Origin of the sequence: Eubacterium sp. AF36-5BH (assembly GCF_003460505.1) — a bacterium.
Taxonomy (GTDB): Bacteria; Bacillota; Clostridia; order Lachnospirales; family Lachnospiraceae; genus Eubacterium_G.
Genome location: NZ_QTVG01000005.1, coordinates 114600 through 140249 on the forward strand (window position 1 = coordinate 114600; position 25650 = coordinate 140249).

General features: G+C 32.0%; 23 protein-coding genes. 22 read left to right on the top strand and 1 reads right to left on the bottom strand.

Annotated elements, in window-relative coordinates:
• Positions 1-122 precede the first annotated feature (122 nt).
• The 5 genes from proC to DW006_RS06355 all read left to right on the top strand — a co-directional run bounded on the left by proC (position 123) and on the right by DW006_RS06355 (position 3637).
• Complete coding sequence (gene proC, locus DW006_RS06335; protein WP_117999532.1) at positions 123-917, top strand: pyrroline-5-carboxylate reductase; 795 nt, start codon at positions 123-125, stop codon at positions 915-917.
• Between the two features lie 9 nt (positions 918-926).
• The gene (locus DW006_RS06340) at positions 927-1466 is read left to right on the top strand and encodes an NUDIX hydrolase (protein ID WP_117999533.1); all 540 of its coding nucleotides are present in this window, start codon (positions 927-929) and stop codon (positions 1464-1466) included.
• 37 nt (positions 1467-1503) lie between these two features.
• Complete coding sequence (locus DW006_RS06345) at positions 1504-1956, top strand: hypothetical protein (protein WP_117999534.1); 453 nt, start codon at positions 1504-1506, stop codon at positions 1954-1956.
• A 458-nt stretch (positions 1957-2414) separates the two neighbouring features.
• Positions 2415-3305, top strand: a complete 891-nt coding sequence (xerA, locus tag DW006_RS06350) for a site-specific tyrosine recombinase/integron integrase (protein WP_117999535.1) — start codon at positions 2415-2417, stop codon at positions 3303-3305.
• A gap of 80 nt (positions 3306-3385) precedes the next feature.
• Positions 3386-3637: a hypothetical protein gene (locus DW006_RS06355; protein WP_117999536.1), complete on the top strand. Its 252-nt coding sequence runs from the start codon at positions 3386-3388 to the stop codon at positions 3635-3637.
• 184 nt (positions 3638-3821) lie between these two features.
• On the opposite strand, the gene DW006_RS06360 is transcribed toward DW006_RS06355, so the two are convergent.
• Positions 3822-4850, bottom strand: coding sequence for a 3-deoxy-7-phosphoheptulonate synthase (locus tag DW006_RS06360; protein WP_117999537.1), 1029 nt, complete (start codon positions 4848-4850; stop codon positions 3822-3824).
• A gap of 457 nt (positions 4851-5307) precedes the next feature.
• Between DW006_RS06360 and DW006_RS06365 the strand changes: the two genes are divergently transcribed.
• From DW006_RS06365 to rpsA, 17 genes are all read left to right on the top strand, one after another.
• Entirely contained in the window at positions 5308-7566 is a 2259-nt protein-coding gene (locus DW006_RS06365; RefSeq protein ID WP_158561082.1) for an LTA synthase family protein, read from the top strand.
• Positions 7567-7625: 59 nt separating this feature from the next.
• Positions 7626-8861 (top strand): D-alanyl-D-alanine carboxypeptidase family protein, encoded by a 1236-nt coding sequence (locus DW006_RS06370; RefSeq protein ID WP_117999539.1) that lies wholly within the window; start codon positions 7626-7628, stop codon positions 8859-8861.
• 205 nt (positions 8862-9066) lie between these two features.
• Positions 9067-9810: a segregation/condensation protein A gene (locus DW006_RS06375; protein WP_022165305.1), complete on the top strand. Its 744-nt coding sequence runs from the start codon at positions 9067-9069 to the stop codon at positions 9808-9810.
• Between the two features lie 2 nt (positions 9811-9812).
• Positions 9813-10379, top strand: coding sequence for an SMC-Scp complex subunit ScpB (scpB, locus tag DW006_RS06380; protein WP_117999540.1), 567 nt, complete (start codon positions 9813-9815; stop codon positions 10377-10379).
• Positions 10380-10582: 203 nt separating this feature from the next.
• Positions 10583-11794, top strand: coding sequence for a D-alanyl-D-alanine carboxypeptidase family protein (locus tag DW006_RS06385; RefSeq protein WP_117999541.1), 1212 nt, complete (start codon positions 10583-10585; stop codon positions 11792-11794).
• 138 nt (positions 11795-11932) lie between these two features.
• The gene (gene dapF / locus DW006_RS06390) at positions 11933-12766 is read left to right on the top strand and encodes a diaminopimelate epimerase (RefSeq protein ID WP_117999542.1); all 834 of its coding nucleotides are present in this window, start codon (positions 11933-11935) and stop codon (positions 12764-12766) included.
• 101 nt (positions 12767-12867) lie between these two features.
• A complete protein-coding gene (locus DW006_RS06395) occupies positions 12868-14343 on the top strand; it encodes a UDP-N-acetylmuramoyl-L-alanyl-D-glutamate--2,6-diaminopimelate ligase (RefSeq protein WP_117999665.1) in 1476 nt (491 codons plus the stop codon).
• 29 nt (positions 14344-14372) lie between these two features.
• A complete protein-coding gene (asnB, locus tag DW006_RS06400) occupies positions 14373-16256 on the top strand; it encodes an asparagine synthase (glutamine-hydrolyzing) (RefSeq protein ID WP_117999543.1) in 1884 nt (627 codons plus the stop codon).
• A 187-nt stretch (positions 16257-16443) separates the two neighbouring features.
• Complete coding sequence (locus DW006_RS06405) at positions 16444-17856, top strand: carboxyl transferase domain-containing protein (RefSeq protein WP_117999544.1); 1413 nt, start codon at positions 16444-16446, stop codon at positions 17854-17856.
• Positions 17857-17865: 9 nt separating this feature from the next.
• Positions 17866-18699: an OadG family protein gene (locus DW006_RS06410; RefSeq protein WP_243002590.1), complete on the top strand. Its 834-nt coding sequence runs from the start codon at positions 17866-17868 to the stop codon at positions 18697-18699.
• 32 nt (positions 18700-18731) lie between these two features.
• On the top strand, positions 18732-19094 hold the full coding sequence (locus DW006_RS06415; RefSeq protein ID WP_117999545.1) for an acetyl-CoA carboxylase biotin carboxyl carrier protein subunit: 363 nt from the start codon (positions 18732-18734) through the stop codon (positions 19092-19094).
• A gap of 28 nt (positions 19095-19122) precedes the next feature.
• Positions 19123-20262, top strand: coding sequence for a sodium ion-translocating decarboxylase subunit beta (locus DW006_RS06420; RefSeq protein ID WP_117999546.1), 1140 nt, complete (start codon positions 19123-19125; stop codon positions 20260-20262).
• Positions 20263-20301: 39 nt separating this feature from the next.
• Positions 20302-21708: an oxaloacetate decarboxylase subunit alpha gene (locus DW006_RS06425; protein ID WP_022166043.1), complete on the top strand. Its 1407-nt coding sequence runs from the start codon at positions 20302-20304 to the stop codon at positions 21706-21708.
• A 76-nt stretch (positions 21709-21784) separates the two neighbouring features.
• Positions 21785-23014 (top strand): NAD(P)/FAD-dependent oxidoreductase, encoded by a 1230-nt coding sequence (locus tag DW006_RS06430; protein WP_117999547.1) that lies wholly within the window; start codon positions 21785-21787, stop codon positions 23012-23014.
• Positions 23015-23029: 15 nt separating this feature from the next.
• Positions 23030-23683 carry a (d)CMP kinase gene (gene cmk, locus DW006_RS06435; protein ID WP_117999548.1) on the top strand — a complete coding sequence of 218 codons (654 nt, stop codon included), beginning with the start codon at positions 23030-23032 and terminating at the stop codon, positions 23681-23683.
• A gap of 25 nt (positions 23684-23708) precedes the next feature.
• A complete protein-coding gene (gene ispH / locus DW006_RS06440; RefSeq protein WP_117999549.1) occupies positions 23709-24560 on the top strand; it encodes a 4-hydroxy-3-methylbut-2-enyl diphosphate reductase in 852 nt (283 codons plus the stop codon).
• Complete coding sequence (gene rpsA, locus DW006_RS06445) at positions 24541-25638, top strand: 30S ribosomal protein S1 (protein WP_117999550.1); 1098 nt, start codon at positions 24541-24543, stop codon at positions 25636-25638. The genes ispH and rpsA overlap by 20 nt, the downstream gene beginning before the upstream one ends.
• Positions 25639-25650: the final 12 nt, after the last annotated feature.

Genomic DNA, 25650 nt, shown 5'->3' on the forward strand with positions numbered 1-25650 from the left:
GCAATATGTGCTGGGTGCGTAGAATGTCGCAAGCGACATTCTTTAATGCATAATAAGAAATTCCACCACAGGATAACAGAATTGTGCTATAATTTTTATAGACTGAAAAAATAGGAGGAAATATGTTTAAATTAGGTTTTATTGGAATGGGAAACATGGGCAGTGCTATATTAAATGGAGTTTCTAAATTATATAATAAGGATGATATAGTATTCCATAGTAGTACCAACAAAAAAATGGAAAAGATAAGTGAAGAAACAGGTGTTAAGTTTTTAAATAACAACGAAGAAGTTATAAAGAATAGTAAGTACATAATATTAGCTGTTAAACCACAGATGTTTGAGAGTGTTTTGCCACAGGTAAAAGAAAATGTTGCACAGGAATCTGTAGTTGTTTCACTGGCACCGGGGGTTACAATTGAGCAATTGGAAGATATGTGTGGAACTAAGAAGATTGTAAGAACAATGCCAAATACTCCTGCAATGGTAGGGGAAGGTATGACAGGCGTATCCTACAATGAAGAATTTTTCTCTCAAGAAGAAAAAGAAGAAATTGAGAAAATTTTCTCATCATTTGGGAAAATGAGAGTTGTTGAGGAAAAAATTATGGATGCAGTTGTATGTGCAAGTGGCAGCTCCCCGGCATATGTATTTATGTTTATAGAAGCATTAGCAGATAGTGTTGTTAAATGCGGAATGAAAAGAAGTGATGCGTACGAGTTTGTGGCCCAAACTGTTTTAGGTTCTGCAAAGCTTATGCTTGAAACAAACGAACATCCGGGTGTACTGAAGGATAATGTATGTTCTCCAGGTGGGACAACAATTGCAGCGGTTGAACAGTTAGAAAATAATGGTTTTAGAAAAGCACTTTTTGCCGCAAGTGATGCATGTTATAAAAAATGTAAGGGTATTGAATAGGGAGATGAAATGGAAAAGTTTAAACGTATTAATAGAGAAAAAGTTTATGATGGAGCAATATTAGGATTCTGTAAAGATGAAATTATTACACCGGAAGGAAAGAAAGTATATTGGGATTTCTTACAACATAAAGGTGCCGCGGCTGTTATACCGGTAATGTCTGATGGTAGAATTATTATGGTAAGACAGTGGAGAAATGCCATTGACAAGTATACTTTGGAAATCCCGGCTGGTGGAAAAGATTCGATTGATGAACCAACATTGAAATGTGCGGCTCGTGAATTGGAAGAAGAAACAGGATATAAGTCAGGGAAAATTGAATTTTTACAAACATTAGCTCCGGCAGTTGCATATTCAGGTGAAAAAATAGATGTGTATGTTGCCTTTGATCTTGAAAAAACACATCAACATTTAGATCCTGATGAATATATTGATTTAGAAGTTTATACTGTAGAAGAATTAATTGAGAAAATTTTAAGCAATGAAATCAATGATGCAAAAACAATATCATCTATTTTGACTTACTATCATAAATATTGTACAAAGTAATATAATATATAAAAGTATTAAAGGTATATTATGATAAATGAGCTTAAATAAAGTATTTGCAAATTATAAAGTCTATGGAATTGTAATTGGAGCTTTTATTGGAATAATAGTTTACAATACAATAGCCATAGATTTTTTTGCAAGAAGAGAAGAAATTATATATACTGAGCAATTAATTAATATATTTATTATTATGCTATGCAACAATCTGAAAAGATATATTTTTATATGTATACCCAATTTCTTGAAACATAGAGAAGCTTTTTGGGCGGTTTTAATATTTGTATATACAATAAAATTTACAGCAACACTTGTTATTGCTATAAGGCTGTCAGATGTCTCATGGGTTATATGCAGTTTTAGATGGTTTGCATTTTTAATAATGATTATGTATGAAACATATTGTAAGAAAAAATATAAAAGATTAGCATCTATATCTTTTCTTGTTGCAACTACATTTATTGAAAGCTTTCTTATAAATATTTTCTAAAATAATATAAATTAATTTAAAAAAATTCCCAACTATAAAATAATTAAAATAGTTCTTCAAAAGTATAAATAATTAAAATAATTCAAAAACTATAAATAATAAAAATAGTTCCCAATTTTATAATAGTAAAATATTACAAAGTTAAATATAAAATCAATCTAAAAGCATAGATGCAAAATATAAAATATGATATAAAAATAATAAATGGACTATTAAAAACAGTAAAAAACATTTAGAAAAATATTATGAAAAATTATTAAGAAAATTTATCAAGAAAAAATATCAAAAATATTGAAAAAATCACAAAAATTACTATATATTGTTTCTTTCAAAAACCTCAATAATATATGTTGTATAATGCACATATTATGGTAAACAGATAGGTAAAAAAACAATTTGATTTTATAAAAAAACACTTATATAATAGGGAATACAGCGATAAGAAAAGGGATAAGTATATGCAGGATTTAATAAATGAATTTGTTTTACAATTGCATAAAAAGAAGAATATATCTCCCAATACAGAAGAATCGTATATTCGAGATGTAAGGAAATTATTTGAATATTTTGAAAAGGAAAATAAGAAAGTTCAAATTAACACTATTTTAAAAGAAGATTTGGAAGAATATATTATTCATTTACAAAGTATAGGAAGAGCGCCAACAACAATTTCCAGAACAATTGCATCCATTAAAGCGTTCTTTAATTTTCTGTATACCGAAGCATATATAGAATTTAATCCGGCGGCTAATCTAAAATCACCTAAAATAGTAAAGAAGACACCGGAAATCCTTTCTGTAAAAGAAATTGACTTGCTTTTAAGTCAACCATCGGGAAAAACACCAAAACAGTTAAGGGATAAGGCTATGCTTGAATTACTGTATGCGACAGGTATGAGAGTTACAGAACTTATTACATTGAAAATAACAGACGTTAATATTAATGTTGAAAAGATTACATGTCATGATCGAAAAAAAGATAGAGTTCTTGAATTTGGTCAGGAAGCACACAAGGCTTTAACTGAATATTTGGAAGAGGGAAGACCACAGTTGATAAGCAAGAACATAAAAAGTGATGTGCTTTTTCCTAATTGCGCCGGTGGAGAAATGAGTAGACAGGGGTTCTGGAAACTGCTTAAAAAATACGGTGAAAAAGCTGGAATTAACAAGGATATAACACCTCACACATTAAGACATTCGTTTGCAGCACATTTAGTTGAAAATGGTGCGAATTTAAAGGTTATACAGAAAATGTTGGGGCATTCAGATATATCAACTACACACATGTACATGGAAACAGGTAGTAGTAGAGTAAAAAATATATATGATAAGACACAAAATATTGTATAATGACTTATGGTAAGATTAATAATCAGCTTTTAGTGTGCAGATTGTTATATATATATTAAAGAGGGAAAGGGGAACTAAAGATGAATAAAAATTATGCTGAAAAAATGACGTACATAGTAAGGATTATAGGTGTTATTGTAATGGTAATTGGCATTGCAATTGCTTTTGTGATAAATATTAAATATCAGAACAGATATGAACTAGATGCATTATCAGAAGTTAATTATGGCATTGGCATTGCAACAGTATTTTTCTCGATTGTTTTAGGAACTTTGTTTATTTTTATTGGTGAGATTTTTAAGTTTTTTAATGTACAGAACGATAATAAATAATATAACATAAGTAGAACAGACAGTTAAAAAAGGAACGTTTACTTAACAATTATATTTAACCGATAAAATCGGCTAGGTATAATAAAGTAAACGTTCCTTTTATTTTCAGAATGATATATAGAAATTTAATGTATTAAAATTCTATAAAAGATTTGAATTCAAATTTAAATCACATTGTCTTTTTTTATGCTTCTTCAGCAATGAGGTAAAGTAATTTTTCTGTATCTTCCCAGCCTAAACATGGATCTGTAATAGATTTACCATAACAATGACCATCAACAGGCTGATTTCCACCTTCAATGTAGCTTTCAATCATTAAACCTTTAACAAATCCTTTTAAGTCCTTTGAATGTTTACGGTTATGCATGATTTCTTTTGCAATTCTAATTTGTTCCATATATTTCTTGTTTGAATTTGAATGATTACAGTCAATAACAAGAGCAGGATTTGCAAAACCTTTTGCAACATATTTTTCATGTAAATTCACCATATCTTCATAATGGTAGTTTGGAATGCATGAACCATACTGGTTTACGGCACCACGTAAAATTGCATGGGCTAAATCGTTCCCTTCAGTTTGAACATCCCAACCTCTATATAAGAATGAATGTGAAGCCTGTGCAGCTTCAATAGAGTTTAACATAATTGAAATATCTCCACTTGTAGGATTCTTCATACCAACAGGAATATCTAAACCACTTGATGTAAGACGATGCTGCTGGTTTTCAACTGAACGGGCACCAATTGCAACGTATGATATGCAGTCTGAAAAATATCTTGCATTTTCAGGATAAAGCATTTCGTCAGCAATTGGTAATTTTGTATCTTCCATAATCTTTAAAAACATCTGACGAATTGTGATTAATCCCTGTAATAAATCAGGTTTCTTTTCAGGATCAGGCTGATGTAACATTCCTTTATAGCCTTTACCTGTTGTACGTGGTTTATTTGTATATACTCTAGGAATAATATAAAGTTTATCTTTAACTTCTTCCTGAACTCGTGCTAATCTTTGAACGTAATCCTCAACAGCTTCCTGATTATCTGCTGAACAAGGGCCGATGATAACAGCAAATTTGTCACTTGCACCTGTGAAAATATCACGAATTTCTGCATCGTTCTTTTTCTTTTGTTCTGCTACAGCCTCAGGAACAGGATACATAGTCTTGATTTCCATTGGTGTAGGTAATTTCCTAAAAAATGTACTTCCCATAATGTCTCCTTAAATATTAGTTATATAAATTTGTCTAAAATTATGATGCATAATCATAAAGCAACATTAAATATGCTAAACAATTATAACATAAATTCATAATTATGCAAAAGTAGTATAACATATATATATAATAATTCAACGGTTTAAAGTGCGAAAATCATAGTGGGATACTTGGATTTTTATAAAAATACTACCTAATAAAAATAGTTCATATTTTTTTCAAATATTTTGTTTATAGTAAACACAGTTACTATCTTATTATTGTAAATATATAAGTAATCTTTTAAGGAATACGATGAAGTGCAATAACTATATTTACCATATTTATATAGGAACAAGATGAGATTAAATATTAAAAATAACTTGAAAAAAATGTGAAATGTTGTATCATTGTGAAAGGGTGCGCCCTATAAAGAAATGTTTTTCTATATATTTATGTAATGGAGGAAGAATATTGGATAACGAAAATAAAGATATAAAATCAAATGAAAAAAAATCGGACAATGAAAATGTGGATAAAAAAATAGATGAAAAGAAATCAGATAATGAAATAGATGAAACAATATTAGATAATGAAAAAATAAAAAAAGATATTACTAATATCGTTCAAAAAGGGAAAGAAAGATACAAAACTTACAGAGCTTTCTTTGCTAAAACATACAATAAACACATAATTTATATGTATATAACAATTGCCCTGTTGGTTAATCTATTAATCGAAATGATGGCAAGAGGTTCTTTCCTAAAAGGAATTTATTTCTTGATTGGTTCACCTTATGTATTTTTATGCAATTCAGTAATTATTTTGATGACACTGTCGGTTACATTGTTAATGAGAAGACGACTTTGGGGGTTATCTTTAATCTCTGTTATATGGATTATATCTGGTATAACAAATGCTGTTTTACTTGCAAACAGAGTAACGCCTTTTACTGCAGTGGACTTAATGCTTATTGATAGTGGCTTGGGCGTTATTACAAAATATTTTTCATTTTTTCAAATTATTTTAGTAATTCTTGCTTTAATATTTGTAATTGCTTTATTGGTTTACGGATTTTTTAAGGCACCAAAAGTCAGACATAGAATAAAATATCCAAGAAATATTATTGGAATTTTAATAATATGGTTAATAGGTTTTGGAACTTTATCCCTTGGTTTAGGTTCAAATTTAATATCGCTTAAGTTTGGAGAATTAAGAGTTTCCTATTACCAGTACGGTTTTGTTTATTGTTTTTCAAATAGTTTGATTAATACAGGAATTGCAAAACCAAACACATATTCAAATAAAGAAATTAAAAAAATTGTAAAAAAGAAGGATACAATCAAATTAAGCAAGGCAAAGAAAAAACCGAATATTTTATTTTTGCAGTTAGAATCATTTTTTGATATGAACAATATGAAAAATATTAAGTTGTCAAAGAATCCTGTTCCTAATTTTGAAAAACTTCTTAAGAATTATCCAAGTGGTTATTTTAATGTGCCAATTGTTGGTGCAGGAACTGTAAATACAGAATTCGAAGTAATGACAGGTATTAATTTGGATTTCTTTGGACCGGGAGAATATCCTTTTAAAACAAAATTAGTTGATACTACATGTGAAAGTATTAGTTATAACCTGAAAGAATATGGTTATAAGTGTCATGCCATTCATAATAATACAGCTACATTTTATGGTAGAAATCAGGTATTTGCAAACTTAGGCTACGATACTTTTACAACAATTGAAAATATGGATGTAAAGAAGTTTACGCCTATGGGCTGGGCTAAAGACAAAATATTAACTAAATATATTATGGAAGCTCTTAAGTCCACAAAAGGTCAGGATTATATTTACACAATATCGGTTCAGGGACATGGTAGTTATCCAACAGATGGTGACTATAAATATCCTATAAAAGTCAGTGGTGATGTTGATGAAGCTACAAAGAATAAATATCAATATTATGCTATGGAAACATACCAGATGGATAAGTTTATAGGTAAACTTGTTAAGACTTTAAGTGAATTCGATGAAGACACAATTCTTGTAATGTATGGTGACCATCTACCAAGTTTCGGCTTAAGTGGAGAAGATTTAGTAAATGGTGATGTTTATCAGACACAGTACGTAATTTGGTCTAACTTCAAAAATGATTACTACAAAAATGAAGACATTGAAGCTTATCAGTTAGAATCAAAGATTCTTGGTGGATTGAACATGAATGCCGGTGATATTAATAAATATACACAGGAACACAAGAATGATGATAGCAAATCGTATCAGGAAGGATTAAAAAATCTTGCTTATGACCTGCTATATGGTGATAATTATGCCAGCAATGGTAAGAATCCTTATAAGCCAACAAATATACAGCTTGGTTTGCATGAAGTGAAAGTTAGTTCGGTTACACCGATGTATAACTCTGACGGTGAGGTTTGTGTATACGGAAAATATTTTACAAACTACAGCAAAGTTTATGTGAACGGTGAAAAGCAGGAAACAACATTTGTTGACAAAAACACCTTGACTATCGATTATCCTGATTTGAAAAATGGCGACCAGATTTCGGTTTACCAGCAAAATTCTGATGATCATGTATTGTCAAAAACTGAACCGTATACATTTACTGATGATGAATTAGCACCAGAAACAACTTCTTCTAAAAAAACTGTTTCATCATCAAAAAATAAAAAACAAAAAAATAGCAAGAAAAAAACTAAAAATACAAAATAAAATAGCATATAAGTTTTAAAACTCCATTACAATATATAAAGATGTAATGGAGTTTTTTTATGAAAAAAATTATTGCGTTTATATTAATAATGGCTTTGACTTTAAATTGTACACAGGGGAATGCAATGGTCAAAGGACAAAATAATGATAAAAGTATGTCTAAAAACATTACTAAAAATGTTGCTAATTCAAATGTGGAAAATGATACTGCAAAGGATGAGTATAATGCAAAGTACTATGTTTTAATGGAAGCTAAATCAGGTAGCATTATTAAATCCAATAACGAAAATGAAAAATTAAGTCCTGCAAGTATTACAAAGATTATGACTTTGATTTTGATATTTGATTACATACATAGTGGCAAAATAAAGTTAGGGGATATGGTTACTACAAGTGCAAAAGCTAAAAGCATGGGTGGGTCACAGGTCTTTTTAGAAGAAGGTGAACAACAGAATGTGGAAACTTTAATAAAATGTATAATCATTGCTTCCGGTAATGATGCTTCAGTTGCTATGGCAGAACATATTGCAGGAAGTGAGGAAGAATTTGTAAAACAAATGAATACAAGAGCAAAGAAACTTGGTATGAATAATACAAATTTTATAGACTGCTGCGGTCTTACTGATTCGGATGATCATTATACTACAGCAAAAGATGTGGCAACAATGTCCAGAGAGCTTATTACAAAGTACCCGGAAATATTTAAGTATTCAACAATATGGATGGAAATGTTTACTCATAAAACTGCTAAAGGTGAATCAAAATTTATGCTTACCAATACAAATAAGTTACTTAAAGTAAATAAGTATGTAAAGGGCTTGAAAACGGGCAGCACCTCTAAGGCTAAATATTGTGTCTCTACAGTTGCTGAGAAAGATAATGTGGAATTAATTGCTGTAGTAATGGCTGCTGCTGACTACAAGGAAAGATTTAATATATCCCAAAAACTTATAAACTATGGCTTTGCAAATTGTAAAGTTTATACAGACAATAAAAAATATAATGGAAATATTAAAATATCCAATGGGAAAAAGGAAAGCTTAAAAATTAAAAAAACTGATTTTAGTTATGTAGATACAAAAAATAATGATTTATCGAAAATAAAAAGAAAAATCAGCATCAAGAAAGACCTTCAGGCACCGGTAAGAAAAGGTGAGATAGTAGGCAAAGCCTCATATTACTTAAAAGGAAAGAATATTGGAGAAGTAAATATAGTATCAGAGGAAAGTGTAAATAAAATAAACTACGGTTTTTCATTAATTAAATGCATGCAGATGTTTTTTAGAATTGGATAATTAAGTATATGATAAAATCAGACAACTACAATGCATAATCATATTATATAAATACACTGGATAACTACGCTAGATAACCACATTAGTTAATTGCGTAACATAACTGGATTTGATAACCGTATGTATAATAAAAGTTGAAAAAAATCTGATTTTTTTGTACAATACTATTTTGAGTAAAAATATAAATTATGAGGATTAATATTTAATGGAATTAGAAGTAAAGTTAGAAGCGTTTGAAGGTCCGTTGGATTTGCTTTTACATTTGATTGAAAAAAATAAGGTTGATATATACGATATACCAATTGTTGAAATTACAGAACAATATTTGGATTATGTAAGTAAAATGCCAAAAGATGATTTAGATCTTGCAAGTGAATTTCTTGTAATGGCTGCAACTCTTATTGATATAAAAAGTAAAATGCTCTTACCTAAAGAAATTGACGAAAATGGGGAAGAAATTGATCCAAGAGCCGAACTTGTTGAAAAATTAATTGAATATAAAATGTATAAATATGCATCTGTTGAGTTACGTGACATGCAGGTTTATGCCGGAAAGTCCTTATACAAAGAACCTACAATTCCTGAAGAAGTTAGCAAGTATCAGCAACCTGTTGATTTAGACCAACTTTTAGAGGGGGTTGATTTATCTAAACTTAATGAAATATTTCAGATGGTTTTAAAACGTCAGGTAGATAAAATTGATCCTGTTCGTAGTAAATTTGGAAAAATTGAAATGGAAGAAGTAAGTTTGCCGGACAAAATTGATTATGTGGCAAACACTGTAAGGAAAAAGAAAAAATGCAGTTTTAAACAATTACTTGAAAAATCAAAATCAAAAGTTGAAGTTATTGTTTCTTTTTTGGCTGTTTTAGAATTAATAAAGATAGGAGAAATTGAGGTTCATCAGGAGAAAACTTTTGGTGATATATATATTGACTCAATAGTATAATTATGGAAATAAATTACAAAGCACAGGTAGAGGCGATTCTTTTTACAATGGGAGAATCGGTTGAAAAAAATAGAATTGCAAAAGCTCTTGACATAACACAGGGCCAATTGAAAAAAATTGTAAAAGAAATGCAGGAAGATTATGCAAAGGATCACAGAGGAATTAAAATCATAGAATTGGAAAATTCCTATCAGTTATGTACAAAGCCTGAATTATATGAAACTTTAATAAAAGTGGCTAAGCAACCTAAGAGACAGGTTTTAACAGATGTCATGATGGAAACATTGTCAATTATTGCATATAAACAGCCTATTACTAAGTCAGAAATTGAAAGAATAAGAGGCGTTAAATCTGATTTCGCGGTTAATAAATTAGTAGAGTATATGCTTGTTGAGGAAGTTGGCAGATTGCAGACTCCAGGAAGACCACTTCTTTTTGGAACAACGGAAGAATTTTTAAGAAGATTTGGAGTTGAGTCTTCAGATAAATTACCAATTATATCTCCTGATATGATTGAAGAGTTTAAACATGAGGCAGAAGACGAAATAACATTGAAATCAAATGACTAATAAAATTATGCTTAAAAAATCAGAAGAATAATTAAAGTTAAGAAATAGATATGTATTTTGGCAACAAAGTAAGAAGAATAAATAAGGAAAAAGAAAAATGATATGTATTCCTGTAATAAAGCAAGGAGACATATCATTTTTTGTGTAATAAAAAATAAAACCATGAATATATTTAATAGATAACAATTAAACAGGTATATGGTATGCTACGTGAGAAAACAATATTTATTAAATTAACTAAAATAATATTTACTAAATCAACTAAAACATCAAAAAGAAAATTAAGTAGAATGGTTATATTTGCTCTTTTGTGTTCTTCTATAAATTTTGTAAATAATACATATGCAAAAGAGAGAAGTATAGATGAAAGTGATTTGTCAGCCAAGGCTGCTGTCTTAATTGATGGTGAAAACGGTAGGATTCTTTTTGGAAAAAATGAAAAAGAAAAAAGAGCAATGGCAAGTACCACGAAAATTATGACTTGCATTGTAGCACTGGAAAACTGCAAAGCAAATCAAGTTGTGGAAATAAGTTCAAAGGCTGCATCCATGCCGAAAGTGAAAATGAATGTTATGAAAGGTGAGCAATATTACCTGAAAGATTTACTATATGCAATGATGCTTGAATCTTATAATGATGTAGCTGTTGCAGTGGCAGAGAGCATTGGTGGAAATGTTGAAAACTTCGCAAAGATGATGAATGAAAAAGCAAAAAAAATCGGTGCAAATAATACAAGTTTTGTAACTCCAAACGGATTAGATGCAAAGGAACATTATTCCACAGCCTATGATATGGCAAAAATTGGAGCCTATGCCATAAAAAATAAAAGTTTTTTAGAAATTATAAATACCAAAAAATATAATTTGACGGAAATAAAAAACAAACGTAACATAACTGTGTTTAATAAAGACAATTTTTTGAATTTAGAAAATGATGCCATAGGAATTAAAACAGGCTTTACATGTAATGCAGGATATTGCTTTGTAGGTGCAATAAAAAATAATGGTCGGACATTTGTGTCCTGCGTTTTGTCTTCCGGTTGGCCACCAAATAAAGGGTATAAATGGAAAGATACTATTAAACTTATGGATTATGGAAAAGATAACTACGAATTCAAGAATATTATTGAAAAGAACAAACCGATAATGCTACCTGTTGAAAACGGAATAAAAAGTGAAATAAAATGTACTTTCGATTCTTCGCTGAAAGCACTTGTTAGTAATGAAGATAAAATAAACATAAAAACAAAAATAGATTACAAATTTCCTATTAATGTTAAAGATAAAGTAGGAAGCGTGTGGGTTTATATAAACAACAAAAAAGTAAAAAACATTAAAATTATCTCAAAAGAAAAAGTATATAAATTTGATTTTACTTATTGTTTAAGAAAAGCTTTTTCGTATTTTATTTTGTAAGAAAATAGTAAAAGGAATAAAGCAAATATATTGTAATATTAACTTTATTTATATAGTTAGATGTGGTATATTTAAAGCTAATGTTGGTGTAAAAAACTTACATGAATAATGGTAGATGACGTATATTTAGGAGGCATTATGGAATTTACAAAAATGCAAGGGTGCGGAAACGATTATGTTTACGTGAATGGTTTTGAAAATAAAATTGATAATCCAAATAAATTATCAGAAATAGTTAGCGACAGACATTTTGGCATTGGCTCAGATGGACTTATTGTTATTAATCCTTCAGAAAAGGCAGATTTTAAAATGAGCATGTATAATGCAGATGGCTCAGAAGGAAAAATGTGTGGCAATGGAATTAGATGTGTGGCAAAGTATGTTTATGATAACAAGATGACTGATAAAACAACAATTACAGTTGAAACTCTTTCAGGTATAAAAACTTTAGAATTAAATGTTAAGAATGATAAAGTTGAAACTGTAAAGGTTAATATGGGAACACCTATTTTGTTGCCAAAAGATGTGCCGGTTGTTTCTGATAAAGATAAGGTTGTTGACGAACCTATTGTTATTGATGATAAAGAATATAGGATCACATGTGTTTCAATGGGAAATCCACATGCTATAACATTTATAGAGAACACTGATGATTTGGAAATAGAAACAATTGGACCGAAGTTTGAAAATAATCCTATTTTCCCAGACAGAGTTAATACAGAATTTATTCAGGTATTAGACAGAAATACTGTTAAGATGCGCGTGTGGGAAAGAGGTTCAGGTGAAACATTTGCCTGTGGTACAGGTGCCTGTGCAACAGTTGTGGCCTGCGTGCTTAATGGATTAACAGACGACAAAGTTACAGTGAAACTTTTAGGTGGCGACTTGTTTATTGAATATAACAGAGAAGAAAATACTGTTTATATGACAGGTCCGGCAAAAGTTTCTTTTACAGGAAAAATTGAAGTTTAAGTTAGTGGAAAATGTATTAATAGCTTTATGTGTAGGCAATGTTATACAGAAGGTTTGTACACGAAAATATTTATACAAAGTTTTTTAAAGAAGGCGGAAATATGTTATTAAAAGATTTATTGGAAAAACTTGAATATAAAGTTTTAAATGGTGATGATTCCGTAGAAATCAATCACTTACAGAATGATTCAAGAAAAGTAGAAAAAAACGATGTTTTTGTTTGCATTAAAGGTGCAGGTTTTGACGGACATAAATTTGTCAAAGATGTTTATGATAAAGGCGCAGTAGCTGTAGTAGTTATGGAAGATGTAGAACCTGTAGAGGGGCTTACAATAATTAAGGTTGAAGATACAAGACTTGCTTTGGCATATATGTCTGCTGCATATTTTGGCAATCCTGCAGAAAAAATTATTACTGTAGGTATTACAGGAACAAAAGGTAAAACAACTACTACATATATGGTAAGACAGGTTCTTGAAAGTGTTGGTATTAAAACAGGTTTAATTGGTACAATTGAAACTATTATTGGCGATAAAGTTATACCGGCAAAAAATACAACACCTGAGTCCTATGTTGTACAGGAAACTTTTGCTGAAATGGTAAAAGAAGGTTGTAAGTGTGTTGTAATGGAGGTTTCATCACAGGGACTAATGCTTCACAGAGTGTCAGGCTTTACATTTGATTATGGTATTTTTACAAACATTGAGCCGGACCATATTGGCCCAAATGAACATAAGGATTTTGATGATTATCTAAGATGCAAGAGCATGTTATTGAAACAATGTAAACATGGCATTGTAAATATGGATGCAGATTTTATTGATCAGGTTCTTGAAGGTCATACCTGCGATTTGGAAACATTTGGTGTTAACGGAGATTATGATTTTAAGGCTTCAGATATTAATTTGTTTACTAAACCTGGTTGCCTATGTGTTTCATACAATTTGTCAGGCAAGATGAACTTCTCGGTGGAAATTCATGTTCCGGGAAATTTCAGTGTATATAATTCCCTTTGCGCCATTGCAATTTGTAGTCATTTTACACAGAATATTGAGGCGATAAAACAGGGACTTTTAGATGTTAGGGTAAAAGGCCGAGTTGAAATTGTACCGGTTTCAAAAAGATTTACTTTAATGATTGATTATGCTCATAATGCCATGAGCTTAGAAAGTCTTTTGACTAGTTTAAGAGAGTACAATCCTAAACGTTTGGTAACTGTGTTTGGCTGTGGCGGTAACAGGTCAAGAGACAGACGTTTTGAAATGGGTGAAGTTTCATCAAAACTTGCAGATTTTACAATAGTAACATCTGATAATCCAAGATTTGAAGAACCTATGGATATTATAAATGACATTTTAGTTGGTATTAAAAAAGGTGACGGAGAACATGTTACCGTTCCTGATAGAAAAGATGCTATCAGATATGCAATACAACACGCAAAAGACGGCGATGTAATTGTTCTTGCAGGTAAAGGACATGAAGATTACCAGGAAATTAAAGGTGTTAAACATCCAATGGATGAACGTGTTTTAATAAAGGAAATTATTAATGAAGATGAAATAAAAGCAATTTTGTAAATAATAACTAATGAAAGAGAGAATTTATTATGTGTGGAATTTGTGGCTTTATAGGAGAAGTTGAAAACAGTAAAGCAGTTTTAAAAAGAATGATGGACAAGATTGCCCATAGGGGACCTGATGATGAGGGAATGTATGTTGATGAACATGCTGCAATCGGTCATAGAAGACTTAGTATTATTGATTTAAATCATGGCGCACAGCCAATGTACAACGAAACAGGAGACATTGCTATTGTGTTTAATGGAGAAATATATAACCATTTAGATGTAAGAAAAGAACTTATTGCAAAAGGACATGTTTTTGCAAATGAGTCTGATACAGAATGTTTGGTACATGCTTATGAAGAGTACGGTACAGACATGCTGTCAAAACTTCGTGGTATGTTTTCTTTTGTGATTTGGGACAGCAAAAACAAAACAGCATTTGGTGCAAGAGACCATTTTGGAATTAAACCTTTTTATTATTCACAAATTAATGGGTCTTTAGCATTTTCATCAGAAATAAAAGCAATTTTGGAATTTCCGGGCTTTAAGAAGGAAGTAAATGAAGAAGCTCTTGAACAGTATTTAAGTTTCCAGTATTCTGTTCTTCCTGAGTGTTTCTTTAAGGGAGTGTATAAACTTCCGGCAGGACATTATATGATTTATAAAAATGGTGAAATGACTGTTAAAAGATATTTTGACCCGATGATGGAACCAAAGGAAAACGGTGATTTGGAAAAAACTGTATCAGAGATAGAAGAAATTGTTGACAATACAGTAAATGCACATATGATTGCTGACGTAGAAGTAGGTTCACTTTTATCAAGTGGTGTTGATTCAAGTTATGTTGTTTCAGAGTTCCCTGGAACAAAAACTTTTACAGTAGGATTTCTTGATAAACAAAGCAAGTACAATGAAATACGTTATGCTGAAAGTCTTGTTGATGAATTAGGAAAAGAAAATTACAGTAAAACAATTGACAGTGATGAATATTTTGATTCTATTTCATCAGTAATGTATTATATGGATGAGCCTTTAGCAGATCCATCATGTATAGCTCTTTATTTTGTTGACCAGCTTGCGGCTGAACAAATTAAGGTAGTTTTATCAGGTGAGGGGGCTGACGAATTCTTTGGCGGTTACAATATTTATCATGAACCATTGTCATTAAAAGGTTATCAGAAGATACCTAAGTGTATAAGAAAAGGTTTAGCTAAAGTTGCAAGTGTTATGCCTGATATAAAAGGGCGTGATTTTATTATAAGAGGTAGCAAAACAGTTGAAGAGAGATTTATTGGTAACGCTAATATGTTCTCAGTAAAAGACAGAGAAAAACTTCTTAAGACGAAATTAACACATAAGTCACCACAGGACATCGTTGCTCCAACATACAAGAAAGTAAGTCATTTAAATGATATAGCTAAAATGCAGTATATTGATACAAATTTCTGGCTTCAGGGAGATATCCTATTGAAAGCAGATAAAATGAGTATGGCTCATTGTCTGGAATCAAGAGTACCTTTCCTTGATGTTGAAGTGTTCAATTATGCAAAAACATTACCTATTGATTTTAGATGTAACGAAGAGGCTACAAAGAGAGCTTTTAGAATTGCAGCTAAGAGACATATACCTGAAAAGACAGCGAACAAGAAAAAATTAGGCTTCCCTGTTCCAATCAGAGTATGGTTAAAAGAGGAGAAATATTACAACAAAGTAATGGAAACATTAACATCAGATGCATCAAAGAAATTCTTTAATACTGACATTTTGGTTAAGTTAATGGAAGACCACAGAAACGGAAAAGCAGATAACAGCAGAAGAATCTGGACTGTATATGTTTTCCTTGTTTGGTATAATGTTTACTTTGAAACAGAGGACTTTAAACCTATTAATAGTGAATGGATTAAAAACAGAATAAGAACAGCATAAAATAATTAAGTTTTTGTTTGGAAAAATTTTGAAATATAAATTGCTATTTGACACGAAAAGTGTTAATCTATATAAGGCGAAAAAGTGGTTGTTTTTTGCAAACACAAGTAAAGCCAATGACGGTATTTAGAATATTGTCAGTGGCTTTTACTATGTAAAACTTTATTAATATAATGGAGGACTGATTATGAGTACATCAGCTAAAACTTCAGCAAGAACGAGAATTGAAGCTCTTCTTGATGACAACAGTTTTGTTGAAATTGGTGCATTAGTAACAGCTAGAAGCACAGATTTTAACATCAAAGCCATTGATACTCCATCAGACGGTGTTATTACCGGTTATGGATTAATTAATGGAAGATTAGTTTATGTATTTAGCCAGGATTCATCAGTGCTTGGTGGCTCTGTTGGTGAAATGCATGCTAAGAAAATTTCAAATATCTATGATATGGCTCTAAAAATGGGAGCACCTGTTATTGGTTTAGTGGATAGCACAGGCCTTAGATTACAGGAATCAGTAGATGGACTTGAAGCATTTGGTTCAATTTATATGAAACAAAGCGAAGCTTCAGGAGTAATTCCTATGGTAACAGCCATATTTGGAAATTGCGGTGGAGCATTAAGTGTAATGGCAAATCTTTCTGATTTTACATTTATGGAGAAAGATAATGCTGCATTATTTGTTAACTCACCCAATGCTATTGATGAAAACAGAAAAGAAGTATGTGATACTTCAGCAGCTAAATTCCAGAACGAAGAAGCTGGTAATGTAGATTTTGTTGGAACAGAATCAGAAATAATTTCAGGTATTATTAACTTGGTTTCAATTTTACCTTCAAATTATGAAGATGAAGTTTTGGCAGACTGCACAGATGATTTAAACAGAGCAGCAACAGGCTTTGATTCAGGATTAGAAGATACAAAGTTAGCACTAACAGCTATTTCTGATGATGGTTTCGTTGTTGAAACAAAGAGTGCTTACGCACCTGAAATGTTAACTGCATTTATAAAATTAAATGGAGCAACAGTTGGTGTAGTAGCTAATAGAACAAAAGTTTACGACGACAATATGGAAGTTGTAGCAGAATACGAACCTAAGCTTACAGCTAATGGTTGCGATAAGGCTGCACAGTTTGTATATTTTTGTGATGATTTTTCAATTCCTGTTCTTACACTCACAAATGCTACAGGATTCAAAGCATGCAAGTGTCAGGAAAAACGTGGCGCTAAGGCAACTGCAAGATTAACTTATGCATTTGCAAGTGCGACAGTTCCAAAAGTAAATGTTATTATTGGTGAAGCTTTTGGTAGTGCGTATGTAACAATGAACAGCAAGTCAATTGGTGCAGATATGGTATTTGCTCTTCCAACTGCAAAGGTAGGAATGATGGATGCAAACGCTGCAGCAAAGATTATGTATGCAAAAGAAATTGAAGAAGATGCAAGCGTTCTTGCTGAAAAGACAGCAGAATATGCTCAGTTACAGGGAAGTGTAACAAAGGCAGCATCAAGAGGATATGTTGATAATATCGTAGAACCTGTTGATGTAAGAAAATATGTTATCGGTGCCCTTGAAATGTTATACACAAAGAGACAGTAGGAGGATATTATGAAGGTTATGAAAAGATTGCGTTTAGTAATTTCTCTTGCTTCATTACTTATGTGTTTAGTATTTTCAAACACATGTGTTTTTGCAGATCAAACTGTTGATTTAAGTGGCACAAATGCTGCTGAAACAACTTTATCAGCAGAAGATCAGAAAACATTTGCAAACGGTAAAATTACAATGGCACAGATTAAGTCATTGTTTGAAAACTATGTAACAAACGGATTAGCTAATTATGGAGAATGTTCTAAGGATGAGTTAGACTATCTTGGTGAATATTATAGTTCACAGACAGATATGTTTGAAAACTTTGCTAAAGCTGTTGGAGATGAACCTTGTGGTACATACAAAGACTATGGCAAGATTGAAGTAACAGAAAATGAAGATGGAACAATTGATGCAACTTCAATGTTACATTTTGAAAATAAAGATTTAAAGATGATTATGCATATTTCTTTATTTGATACTTTAGGACCACAGGCTACATCTGTAGAATTCAGTTTGCCTGACACAGCAGACAATTCTATCGGAGCAAAAATGGCTTCTGCAGGAGCTAATACATTAATGGGAATGGGAACAGTATTCGCTGTACTTATTTTTATTTCATTAATTATTTCATGCTTTAAGGTTATTCCAAAGATTACTGAAGCTAGAGCAAATAAAAACAAAAAAGCAAATATTACAACAGAAGAAGACAAGTCTGAAACTGTATCAGCAAATGAAACAGTTGATGTGTCAGATGATTTGGAATTAATTGCTGTTATTGCATCAGCTATTGCAGCCAGTGAAAATACATCAACAGACAGCTTCGTTGTAAGATCAATTAGAAGAAGATAAATTACTTTTGTAAATTTAGGAGGAATTTAAAAATGAAAAGTTATACAATAACAGTAAATGGTAATGTTTATGACGTTACTGTAGAAGAAACAGGTTCTACACCTAGTGCACCTGTAAAGGCAGCTGCACCTGCAAAGGCTCCAGCCGCTGCTCCAGCTCCAGCTGCAACAGGCAGTGAAGGAAGCGTTAAGGTAACAGCACCAATGCCTGGTAAGGTATTATCAATTAATGCTAACCCTGGACAGTCAGTAAAGAAGGGTGACACAATTTTAGTATTTGAAGCAATGAAAATGGAAAACTCTGTAGTTGCTCCTGAAGATGGAACAGTTGCAAGTGTTGCATTTGGCGTAGGTGATTCATTTGAAGCAGGCGCAGTTATTGCAACATTAAATTAGTTGTTTTATAAAGAACTGGAGGTAACAAATGAACATCTTAGATACATTGGAAAATTTGGTAAACCAAACAGCATTTTTCAGCTTATCTGTTGGAAACTACATTATGATTTTGGTTGCCTGTGTTTTCCTATATTTAGCAATAAAAAAAGGATATGAACCATTGCTTTTGGTTCCAATCGCTTTTGGTATGCTATTAGTTAATATGTATCCGGACATTATTAAAGCTCCTGTAGGAGATGAAGCAGGTGGATTACTTCACTATTTTTATATTTTAGATGAATGGAGTATTTTACCATCGCTTATTTTTATGGGTGTAGGTGCAATGACTGACTTTGGTCCGCTTATTGCAAACCCTAAGAGTTTCTTACTTGGTGCTGCAGCACAGTTTGGTATATATTCAGCATACTTTTTGGCAATTTTCATGGGATTTGGTGGAAAAGCAGCTGCTGCAATCTCAATTATCGGTGGAGCTGATGGACCTACATCAATCTTCCTTGCTGGTAAATTAGGTCAGACAGACTTACTTGGACCTATTGCTGTTGCGGCTTATTCATACATGGCATTAGTTCCAATTATACAGCCACCAATTATGAAATTGTTCACAACTGAAAAAGAAAGAAAAGTCAAAATGGAACAGCTTAGACCTGTTTCAAAGTTAGAAAAGATTCTTTTCCCAATTATTGTTACAATAATTGTAGTAATGATTTTACCTACAACAGCACCATTAGTAGGTATGCTTATGTTAGGTAACTTATTTAGAGAATCTGGTGTTGTTAAACAGTTACAGGAAACAGCTAGTAATGCACTTATGTATATCGTAGTTATTTTACTTGGTACAAGTGTAGGTGCAACAACATCTGCTGAAGCATTCTTAAATATTAGTACAATTAAGATTGTTATTTTAGGACTTGTAGCATTTGCTGTTGGTACAGCGGCAGGTGTACTGTTTGGTAAATTAATGTGTTTAGCAACTCATGGTAAGGTTAACCCACTTATTGGTTCGGCTGGTGTATCAGCAGTACCAATGGCAGCAAGAGTTTCACAGAAGGTTGGAGCAGAAGCTGATCCAACAAACTTCTTATTGATGCATGCTATGGGACCAAACGTAGCCGGTGTAATTGGTACTGCAGTAGCAGCTGGAACATTTATGGCTATTTTTGGAATCTAAAGTTATCCTATTACATGAGAAATATTGGAGGAAATTAAAATGGCAGAAAAAAGACCAGTAAAAATTACTGAAACTATATTACGTGATGCTCATCAGTCATTAATCGCAACAAGAATGCCTACTGAAGAAATGCTTCCTATCATTGATACAATGGATAAGGTTGGATATCATGCTGTAGAATGTTGGGGTGGTGCAACTTTTGATGCTTCACTTAGATTCTTAAAAGAAGATCCATGGGAAAGATTAAGAAAATTAAGAGATGGATTTAAGAATACAAAATTACAGATGCTTTTTAGAGGACAGAATATTTTAGGATATAGCCATTATTCAGATGATGTTGTTGAATATTTTGTTCAGAAGTCAATTGCTAATGGTATTGATATTATTAGAATTTTTGACTGTTTAAATGACTTAAGAAACTTAGAAACAGCAGTAAAGGCTGCTAATAAGGAAAATGGTCATGCACAGATTGCATTATCATACACACTTGGTGATGCGTACACACTTGATTATTGGAAAGAAACAGCTAAGAGAATCGAAGATATGGGTGCTAACTCACTTTGTATCAAGGATATGGCTGGCCTTCTTACACCATATAAGGCAACTGAATTAGTTCAGGCTTTAAGAGAAGGAACAGATATCCCTATCGATCTTCATACACACTATACATCAGGTGTTGCAGCCATGACATATATGAAGGCTGTAGAAGCAGGATGCGATATTATTGATACTGCAATTTCACCATTCTCAATGGGTACATCTCAGCCTGCTACAGAAGTTATGGTAGAAACATTTAAGGGAACACCATATGATACAGGCTTAGATCAGAAGTTATTAAAAGAAATAGCAGATTACTTCAAACCATATAGAGAAGAATGTTTAGCTAATGGATTATTAAATCCAAAGGTTATGGGTGTTAATATCAATACACTTCTTTATCAGGTACCAGGTGGTATGCTTTCAAACCTTGTTTCACAGTTGGATGAAATGGGTGCGTCAGATAAGTTTGATCAGGTGTTAGAAGAAGTTCCTAGAGTTCGTAAAGACTTTGGTGAACCACCACTTGTTACACCATCAAGCCAGATTGTTGGTACACAGGCAGTTCTTAACGTAGTTATGGGCGAAAGATATAAAATGATTAACCAGCAGGCTAAAGATCTTCTTGCAGGAAAATATGGCCAGACAGTTAAGCCATTTAACGAAGAAGTTCAGAAGAAGGCTATCGGTGATGAAGAAGCTATTACATGCAGACCTGCAGATTTACTAGAACCATCACTTGATAAGTTCGAAAAGGAATGTGCTCAGTGGAAACAGCAGGATGAAGATGTGTTAACATACGCTTTATTCCCACAGGTTGCAAAAGAATTCTTTGAATACAGAGAAGCTCAGCAGACAAAGGTTGATCCATCTGTAGCAGACAAAGAAAACGGAGCATATCCGGTTTAAATTTGTATTATATGACACCTTATGCTTTAATAGGCATAGGTGTCATATTTATATAACGATTAGGATGTTTTAATATATGAGTAGTGTTTTAATTATTGGCGGTGGAGCTGCCGGAATGATGGCTGCGATTGCTGCCGGATATAATGGAAACGAAGTCCATTTATTTGAAAAAAATGACAGATTAGGTAAAAAAATTTTTATAACAGGAAAAGGCAGATGCAATATTACAAATGCATCTTCAATTGAAAATCATTTTTCGAATATAATTTATAATGAAAAATTTCTGTACAGTGCATATAATAATTTTTCCAGTGAAGATATATGCAATATGATAGAAAGTACAGGCATAGAAACAAAGATAGAAAGAGGAAACAGAGTTTTTCCTTTAAGTGATAAATCATCTGACGTTATATGGGCACTTGATAAAATGATGAAAGATATTGGCGTTAATGTTCATTTAAAGTCAGAGATTACTAAAATTGAAAATTCTAACAATAAGGTTATTTTAATAGATAAACACAATAATAAGTTTGCAGGTGATAAATGTATAGTGGCTACAGGTGGTATGTCTTATGAGACTACCGGGTCAACAGGTGATGGTTATAAGTTCGCAGAAAAAATGGGACATACTGTAAGTAAAACATATCCTTCACTTGTGCCTTTCAATATTAAAGAAGAAATGTGCAAGCAATTGCAGGGGCTTTCCCTGAAAAATATAAAACTTACTATAACCGATGAAAAGGGAAAGGTTTATTTCCAGGAACAGGGCGAAATGCTTTTTACTCATTTTGGTATAAGCGGGCCCCTTGTATTATCAGCAAGCTGTTATATATGCGATAAATTTAAAGAGCATGATTTTTATGCATATATAGATTTGAAACCAGCATTGGATAAAGAAACTTTAGATAAGAGAATTCTAAAAGATTTTAATGAAAATATAAATAAGAATTTTAATAATTCATTGGACAAGTTATTGCCTAAAAAGATGATTGAACCAATTATTGAATTGTGCAATATAGATCCTTATAAAAAAGTAAATGAAATTACAAAAGAAGAACGAGAAATTCTTGTTGAAAACATAAAAAACATACCTTTAACAATTTCAGGAACGAGAGGATTTAATGAGGCAATTATAACCAGAGGAGGAATTTCTGTTAAAGATATTAATCCGAAAACAATGGAGTCGAAAATTGTTCCGAATATGTATTTTGTTGGTGAAGTATTGGATTTGGATGCAAAAACAGGTGGTTATAACCTGCAAATCGCCTGGAGCACAGGATATTTGGCAGGAAGTAGTATATATTAAATAATGGAGGAACAAATGTATAATATAGCAATTGATGGTCCTGCAGGAGCGGGAAAAAGTACAATAGCAAAAATTGTGGCAAAGGAGTTAGGCTTTATTTATGTTGACACAGGTGCAATGTATAGAACAATAGCTTTAGCGTGTAATAGAGAAGGTATTAGTGCAAAAGAACATGAAAAGGTGGCAGAAAAATGTGAGTCCGTAGATGTTTCACTTGGCTATGAAGATGGAACACAGAAAGTGTATCTTAATGGAGAAGATGTAAGTACATTAATCAGACAGGAAGAAATTGGTAATATGACAAGTGCTATTGCAGTATATCCTGAAGTTAGAAAAAAAATGGTTGAAATGCAAAAGAAATTTGCAAAAGAAAACAATGTAGTTATGGATGGCAGAGATATTGGTACAGCAGTATTACCAAATGCTGATTTGAAAATATATTTAACTGCCAGCTCAAGAACAAGAGCAATGAGACGTTATAAAGAACTTGTGGAAAAGGGAGAACAATGTGATGTTGATGCAATAGAGGCAGACATCAAAGACAGAGATTATAGAGACATGCACAGAGAAGTTTCTCCACTTTGTCAGGCTGAAGATGCGATTTTAGTTGATTCATCTGACATGTCAATTGAACAGGTTGTGGAAAAAATTACAGGGTTAGTTCAATAAAAAATATAATTACACAGGTGTTTAAATGGAAATATTAGTGGCAAAAAGCGCCGGATTTTGCTTTGGAGTGGAAAAAGCGATTGAAAGTGTTTATAAGGAAATTGAAACAGGAAAAAAACCGATATATACTTTTGGACCGATAATTCATAATGAACAGGTTGTAGAAGATTTGGAAGAAAAAGGCGTGTCGGTTATTGATACAATTGAAGAACTTGAAAATCTTCAATCGGGAAGTGTTGTAATCAGATCTCATGGAGTTCCAAAGAAAATCTATGATGCTATAGAAAAACAAAATTTGGAAATAGTAGATGCTACCTGTCCTTTCGTAAAAAAGATTCATAACATTGTTAAGAAGGAAAGTGAAAAAGGTAAAAGAATTGTAATCATAGGAAATGATAATCACCCTGAAGTTGAAGGTATAAAAGGTTGGGTTGTAGGTGAAGCTATAGTTGTAAAAGACGAGGAAGACATAGAAAAAATAGATTCCTTTAGAAATGAAAGTATATGTATTGTTTCACAAACGACATTTAACTACAATAAATTTAAATATTTAGTTGAAATTATAACTAAAAAGGGTTATGATATAAATGTTGTAAATACGATTTGCAATGCGACACACTTAAGACAAGTTGAGGCAAAAGAAATTGCATCAAAAGTAGATGCAATGATTGTTATTGGAGGTAAGAATAGTTCCAATACACAGAAGTTATATGACATATGTAAGAATGAGTGCAAGGATACTTATTATATACAAACTGTTAGTAACCTTAATTTGAAGAATGTCGATTCATTGAGGTCTATAGGTATTACAGCAGGGGCATCGACCCCAAAGAAAATTATTGAGGAGGTCGTTCTTAATGTCAGAGATGAGTTTTGAACAAATGTTGGATGAATCATTCAAGACAATTCATAATGGAGAAGTTCTTGAAGGAAAGGTAATCAGTGTAAGAGAAGACTATGCAGTTCTTAATGTTGGATATAAGGCTGACGGTATTCTTACAAGAGATGAATACTCTAACACACCAGTAGATCTGACAACTGTAATTTCAGTAGGCGATGAACTGACAGTTAAAGTTCTCAAGGTAAACGACGGCGAAGGTCAGGTTGCTTTATCTTATAAGAGACTTGCTGCAGAGAAAGCAAATGAGAAGATTAAAGAAGCTTTTGAAAATAAAGAAGTTCTTAAAGCACCAGTTGTACAGATTTTAAAAGGTGGTTTGAGTGTTGATGTTGAAGGCGGTAGAGTATTTATACCTGCAAGCCTTGTATCAGACGTATTCGAAAGAGATTTAGATAAATATTTAAATCAGGAAATCGAATTTGTAGTAACTGAATTTGATCCAAGAAGAAGACGTATTATTGGAGATAGAAAGCAGTTAGTTGTTGCAGAAAAAGAAGCAGCTAAGAAAGCTTTATTTGAAAAGATTCAGGTTGGAGACACAGTTGAAGGTGTAGTTAAGAGCGTTGTTGATTTTGGAGCATTCATTGATATCGGTGGTGCTGACGGACTTTTACATATCTCAGAAATGTCATGGGGTAGAGTTGGAAATCCTAGAAAGTTATTTAAGCCGGGCGACAAGGTTACAACATTTATTAAAGAAATTAATGGTGATAAGATTGCATTAAGCTTAAAGTTCGAAGATACAAATCCTTGGGCTAACGCTGAAGAAAAATTTGCAGTTGGAGCAATTGTTACAGGTAAGGTAGCAAGAATGACAGACTTTGGAGCATTCGTTGAAATCGAACCTGGTGTTGATGCTTTACTTCATGTATCACAGATTGCAAAACACCATGTTGAAAAGCCATCTGATGAATTAAAGGTTGGTCAGGAAATTGAAGCTAAGATTGTTGATTTTAATGAAGAAGAAAAGAAAATCAGCTTAAGTATCAAAGCTTTACTTCCAGATGAAGACGAAGATGAAGAAGTTCAGGAAGATGTTGCTTCAGAAGAATAATTTTTAAACAAT

Excerpts from the sequence above, each read along its gene's own strand:
- proC (WP_117999532.1), top strand. The coding sequence starts at position 123 with ATGTTTAAATTAGGTTTTATTGGAATGGGAAACATGGGCAGTGCTATA.
- DW006_RS06340 (WP_117999533.1), top strand. The coding sequence starts at position 927 with ATGGAAAAGTTTAAACGTATTAATAGAGAAAAAGTTTATGATGGAGCA.
- DW006_RS06345 (WP_117999534.1), top strand. The coding sequence starts at position 1,504 with ATGAGCTTAAATAAAGTATTTGCAAATTATAAAGTCTATGGAATTGTA.
- xerA (WP_117999535.1), top strand. The coding sequence starts at position 2,415 with ATGCAGGATTTAATAAATGAATTTGTTTTACAATTGCATAAAAAGAAG.
- DW006_RS06355 (WP_117999536.1), top strand. The coding sequence starts at position 3,386 with ATGAATAAAAATTATGCTGAAAAAATGACGTACATAGTAAGGATTATA.
- DW006_RS06360 (WP_117999537.1), bottom strand. The coding sequence starts at position 4,850 with ATGGGAAGTACATTTTTTAGGAAATTACCTACACCAATGGAAATCAAG.
- DW006_RS06370 (WP_117999539.1), top strand. The coding sequence starts at position 7,626 with ATGAAAAAAATTATTGCGTTTATATTAATAATGGCTTTGACTTTAAAT.
- DW006_RS06375 (WP_022165305.1), top strand. The coding sequence starts at position 9,067 with ATGGAATTAGAAGTAAAGTTAGAAGCGTTTGAAGGTCCGTTGGATTTG.
- scpB (WP_117999540.1), top strand. The coding sequence starts at position 9,813 with ATGGAAATAAATTACAAAGCACAGGTAGAGGCGATTCTTTTTACAATG.
- DW006_RS06385 (WP_117999541.1), top strand. The coding sequence starts at position 10,583 with ATGCTACGTGAGAAAACAATATTTATTAAATTAACTAAAATAATATTT.
- dapF (WP_117999542.1), top strand. The coding sequence starts at position 11,933 with ATGGAATTTACAAAAATGCAAGGGTGCGGAAACGATTATGTTTACGTG.
- DW006_RS06395 (WP_117999665.1), top strand. The coding sequence starts at position 12,868 with ATGTTATTAAAAGATTTATTGGAAAAACTTGAATATAAAGTTTTAAAT.
- asnB (WP_117999543.1), top strand. The coding sequence starts at position 14,373 with ATGTGTGGAATTTGTGGCTTTATAGGAGAAGTTGAAAACAGTAAAGCA.
- DW006_RS06405 (WP_117999544.1), top strand. The coding sequence starts at position 16,444 with ATGAGTACATCAGCTAAAACTTCAGCAAGAACGAGAATTGAAGCTCTT.
- DW006_RS06410 (WP_243002590.1), top strand. The coding sequence starts at position 17,866 with ATGAAGGTTATGAAAAGATTGCGTTTAGTAATTTCTCTTGCTTCATTA.
- DW006_RS06415 (WP_117999545.1), top strand. The coding sequence starts at position 18,732 with ATGAAAAGTTATACAATAACAGTAAATGGTAATGTTTATGACGTTACT.
- DW006_RS06420 (WP_117999546.1), top strand. The coding sequence starts at position 19,123 with ATGAACATCTTAGATACATTGGAAAATTTGGTAAACCAAACAGCATTT.
- DW006_RS06425 (WP_022166043.1), top strand. The coding sequence starts at position 20,302 with ATGGCAGAAAAAAGACCAGTAAAAATTACTGAAACTATATTACGTGAT.
- DW006_RS06430 (WP_117999547.1), top strand. The coding sequence starts at position 21,785 with ATGAGTAGTGTTTTAATTATTGGCGGTGGAGCTGCCGGAATGATGGCT.
- cmk (WP_117999548.1), top strand. The coding sequence starts at position 23,030 with ATGTATAATATAGCAATTGATGGTCCTGCAGGAGCGGGAAAAAGTACA.
- ispH (WP_117999549.1), top strand. The coding sequence starts at position 23,709 with ATGGAAATATTAGTGGCAAAAAGCGCCGGATTTTGCTTTGGAGTGGAA.
- rpsA (WP_117999550.1), top strand. The coding sequence starts at position 24,541 with ATGTCAGAGATGAGTTTTGAACAAATGTTGGATGAATCATTCAAGACA.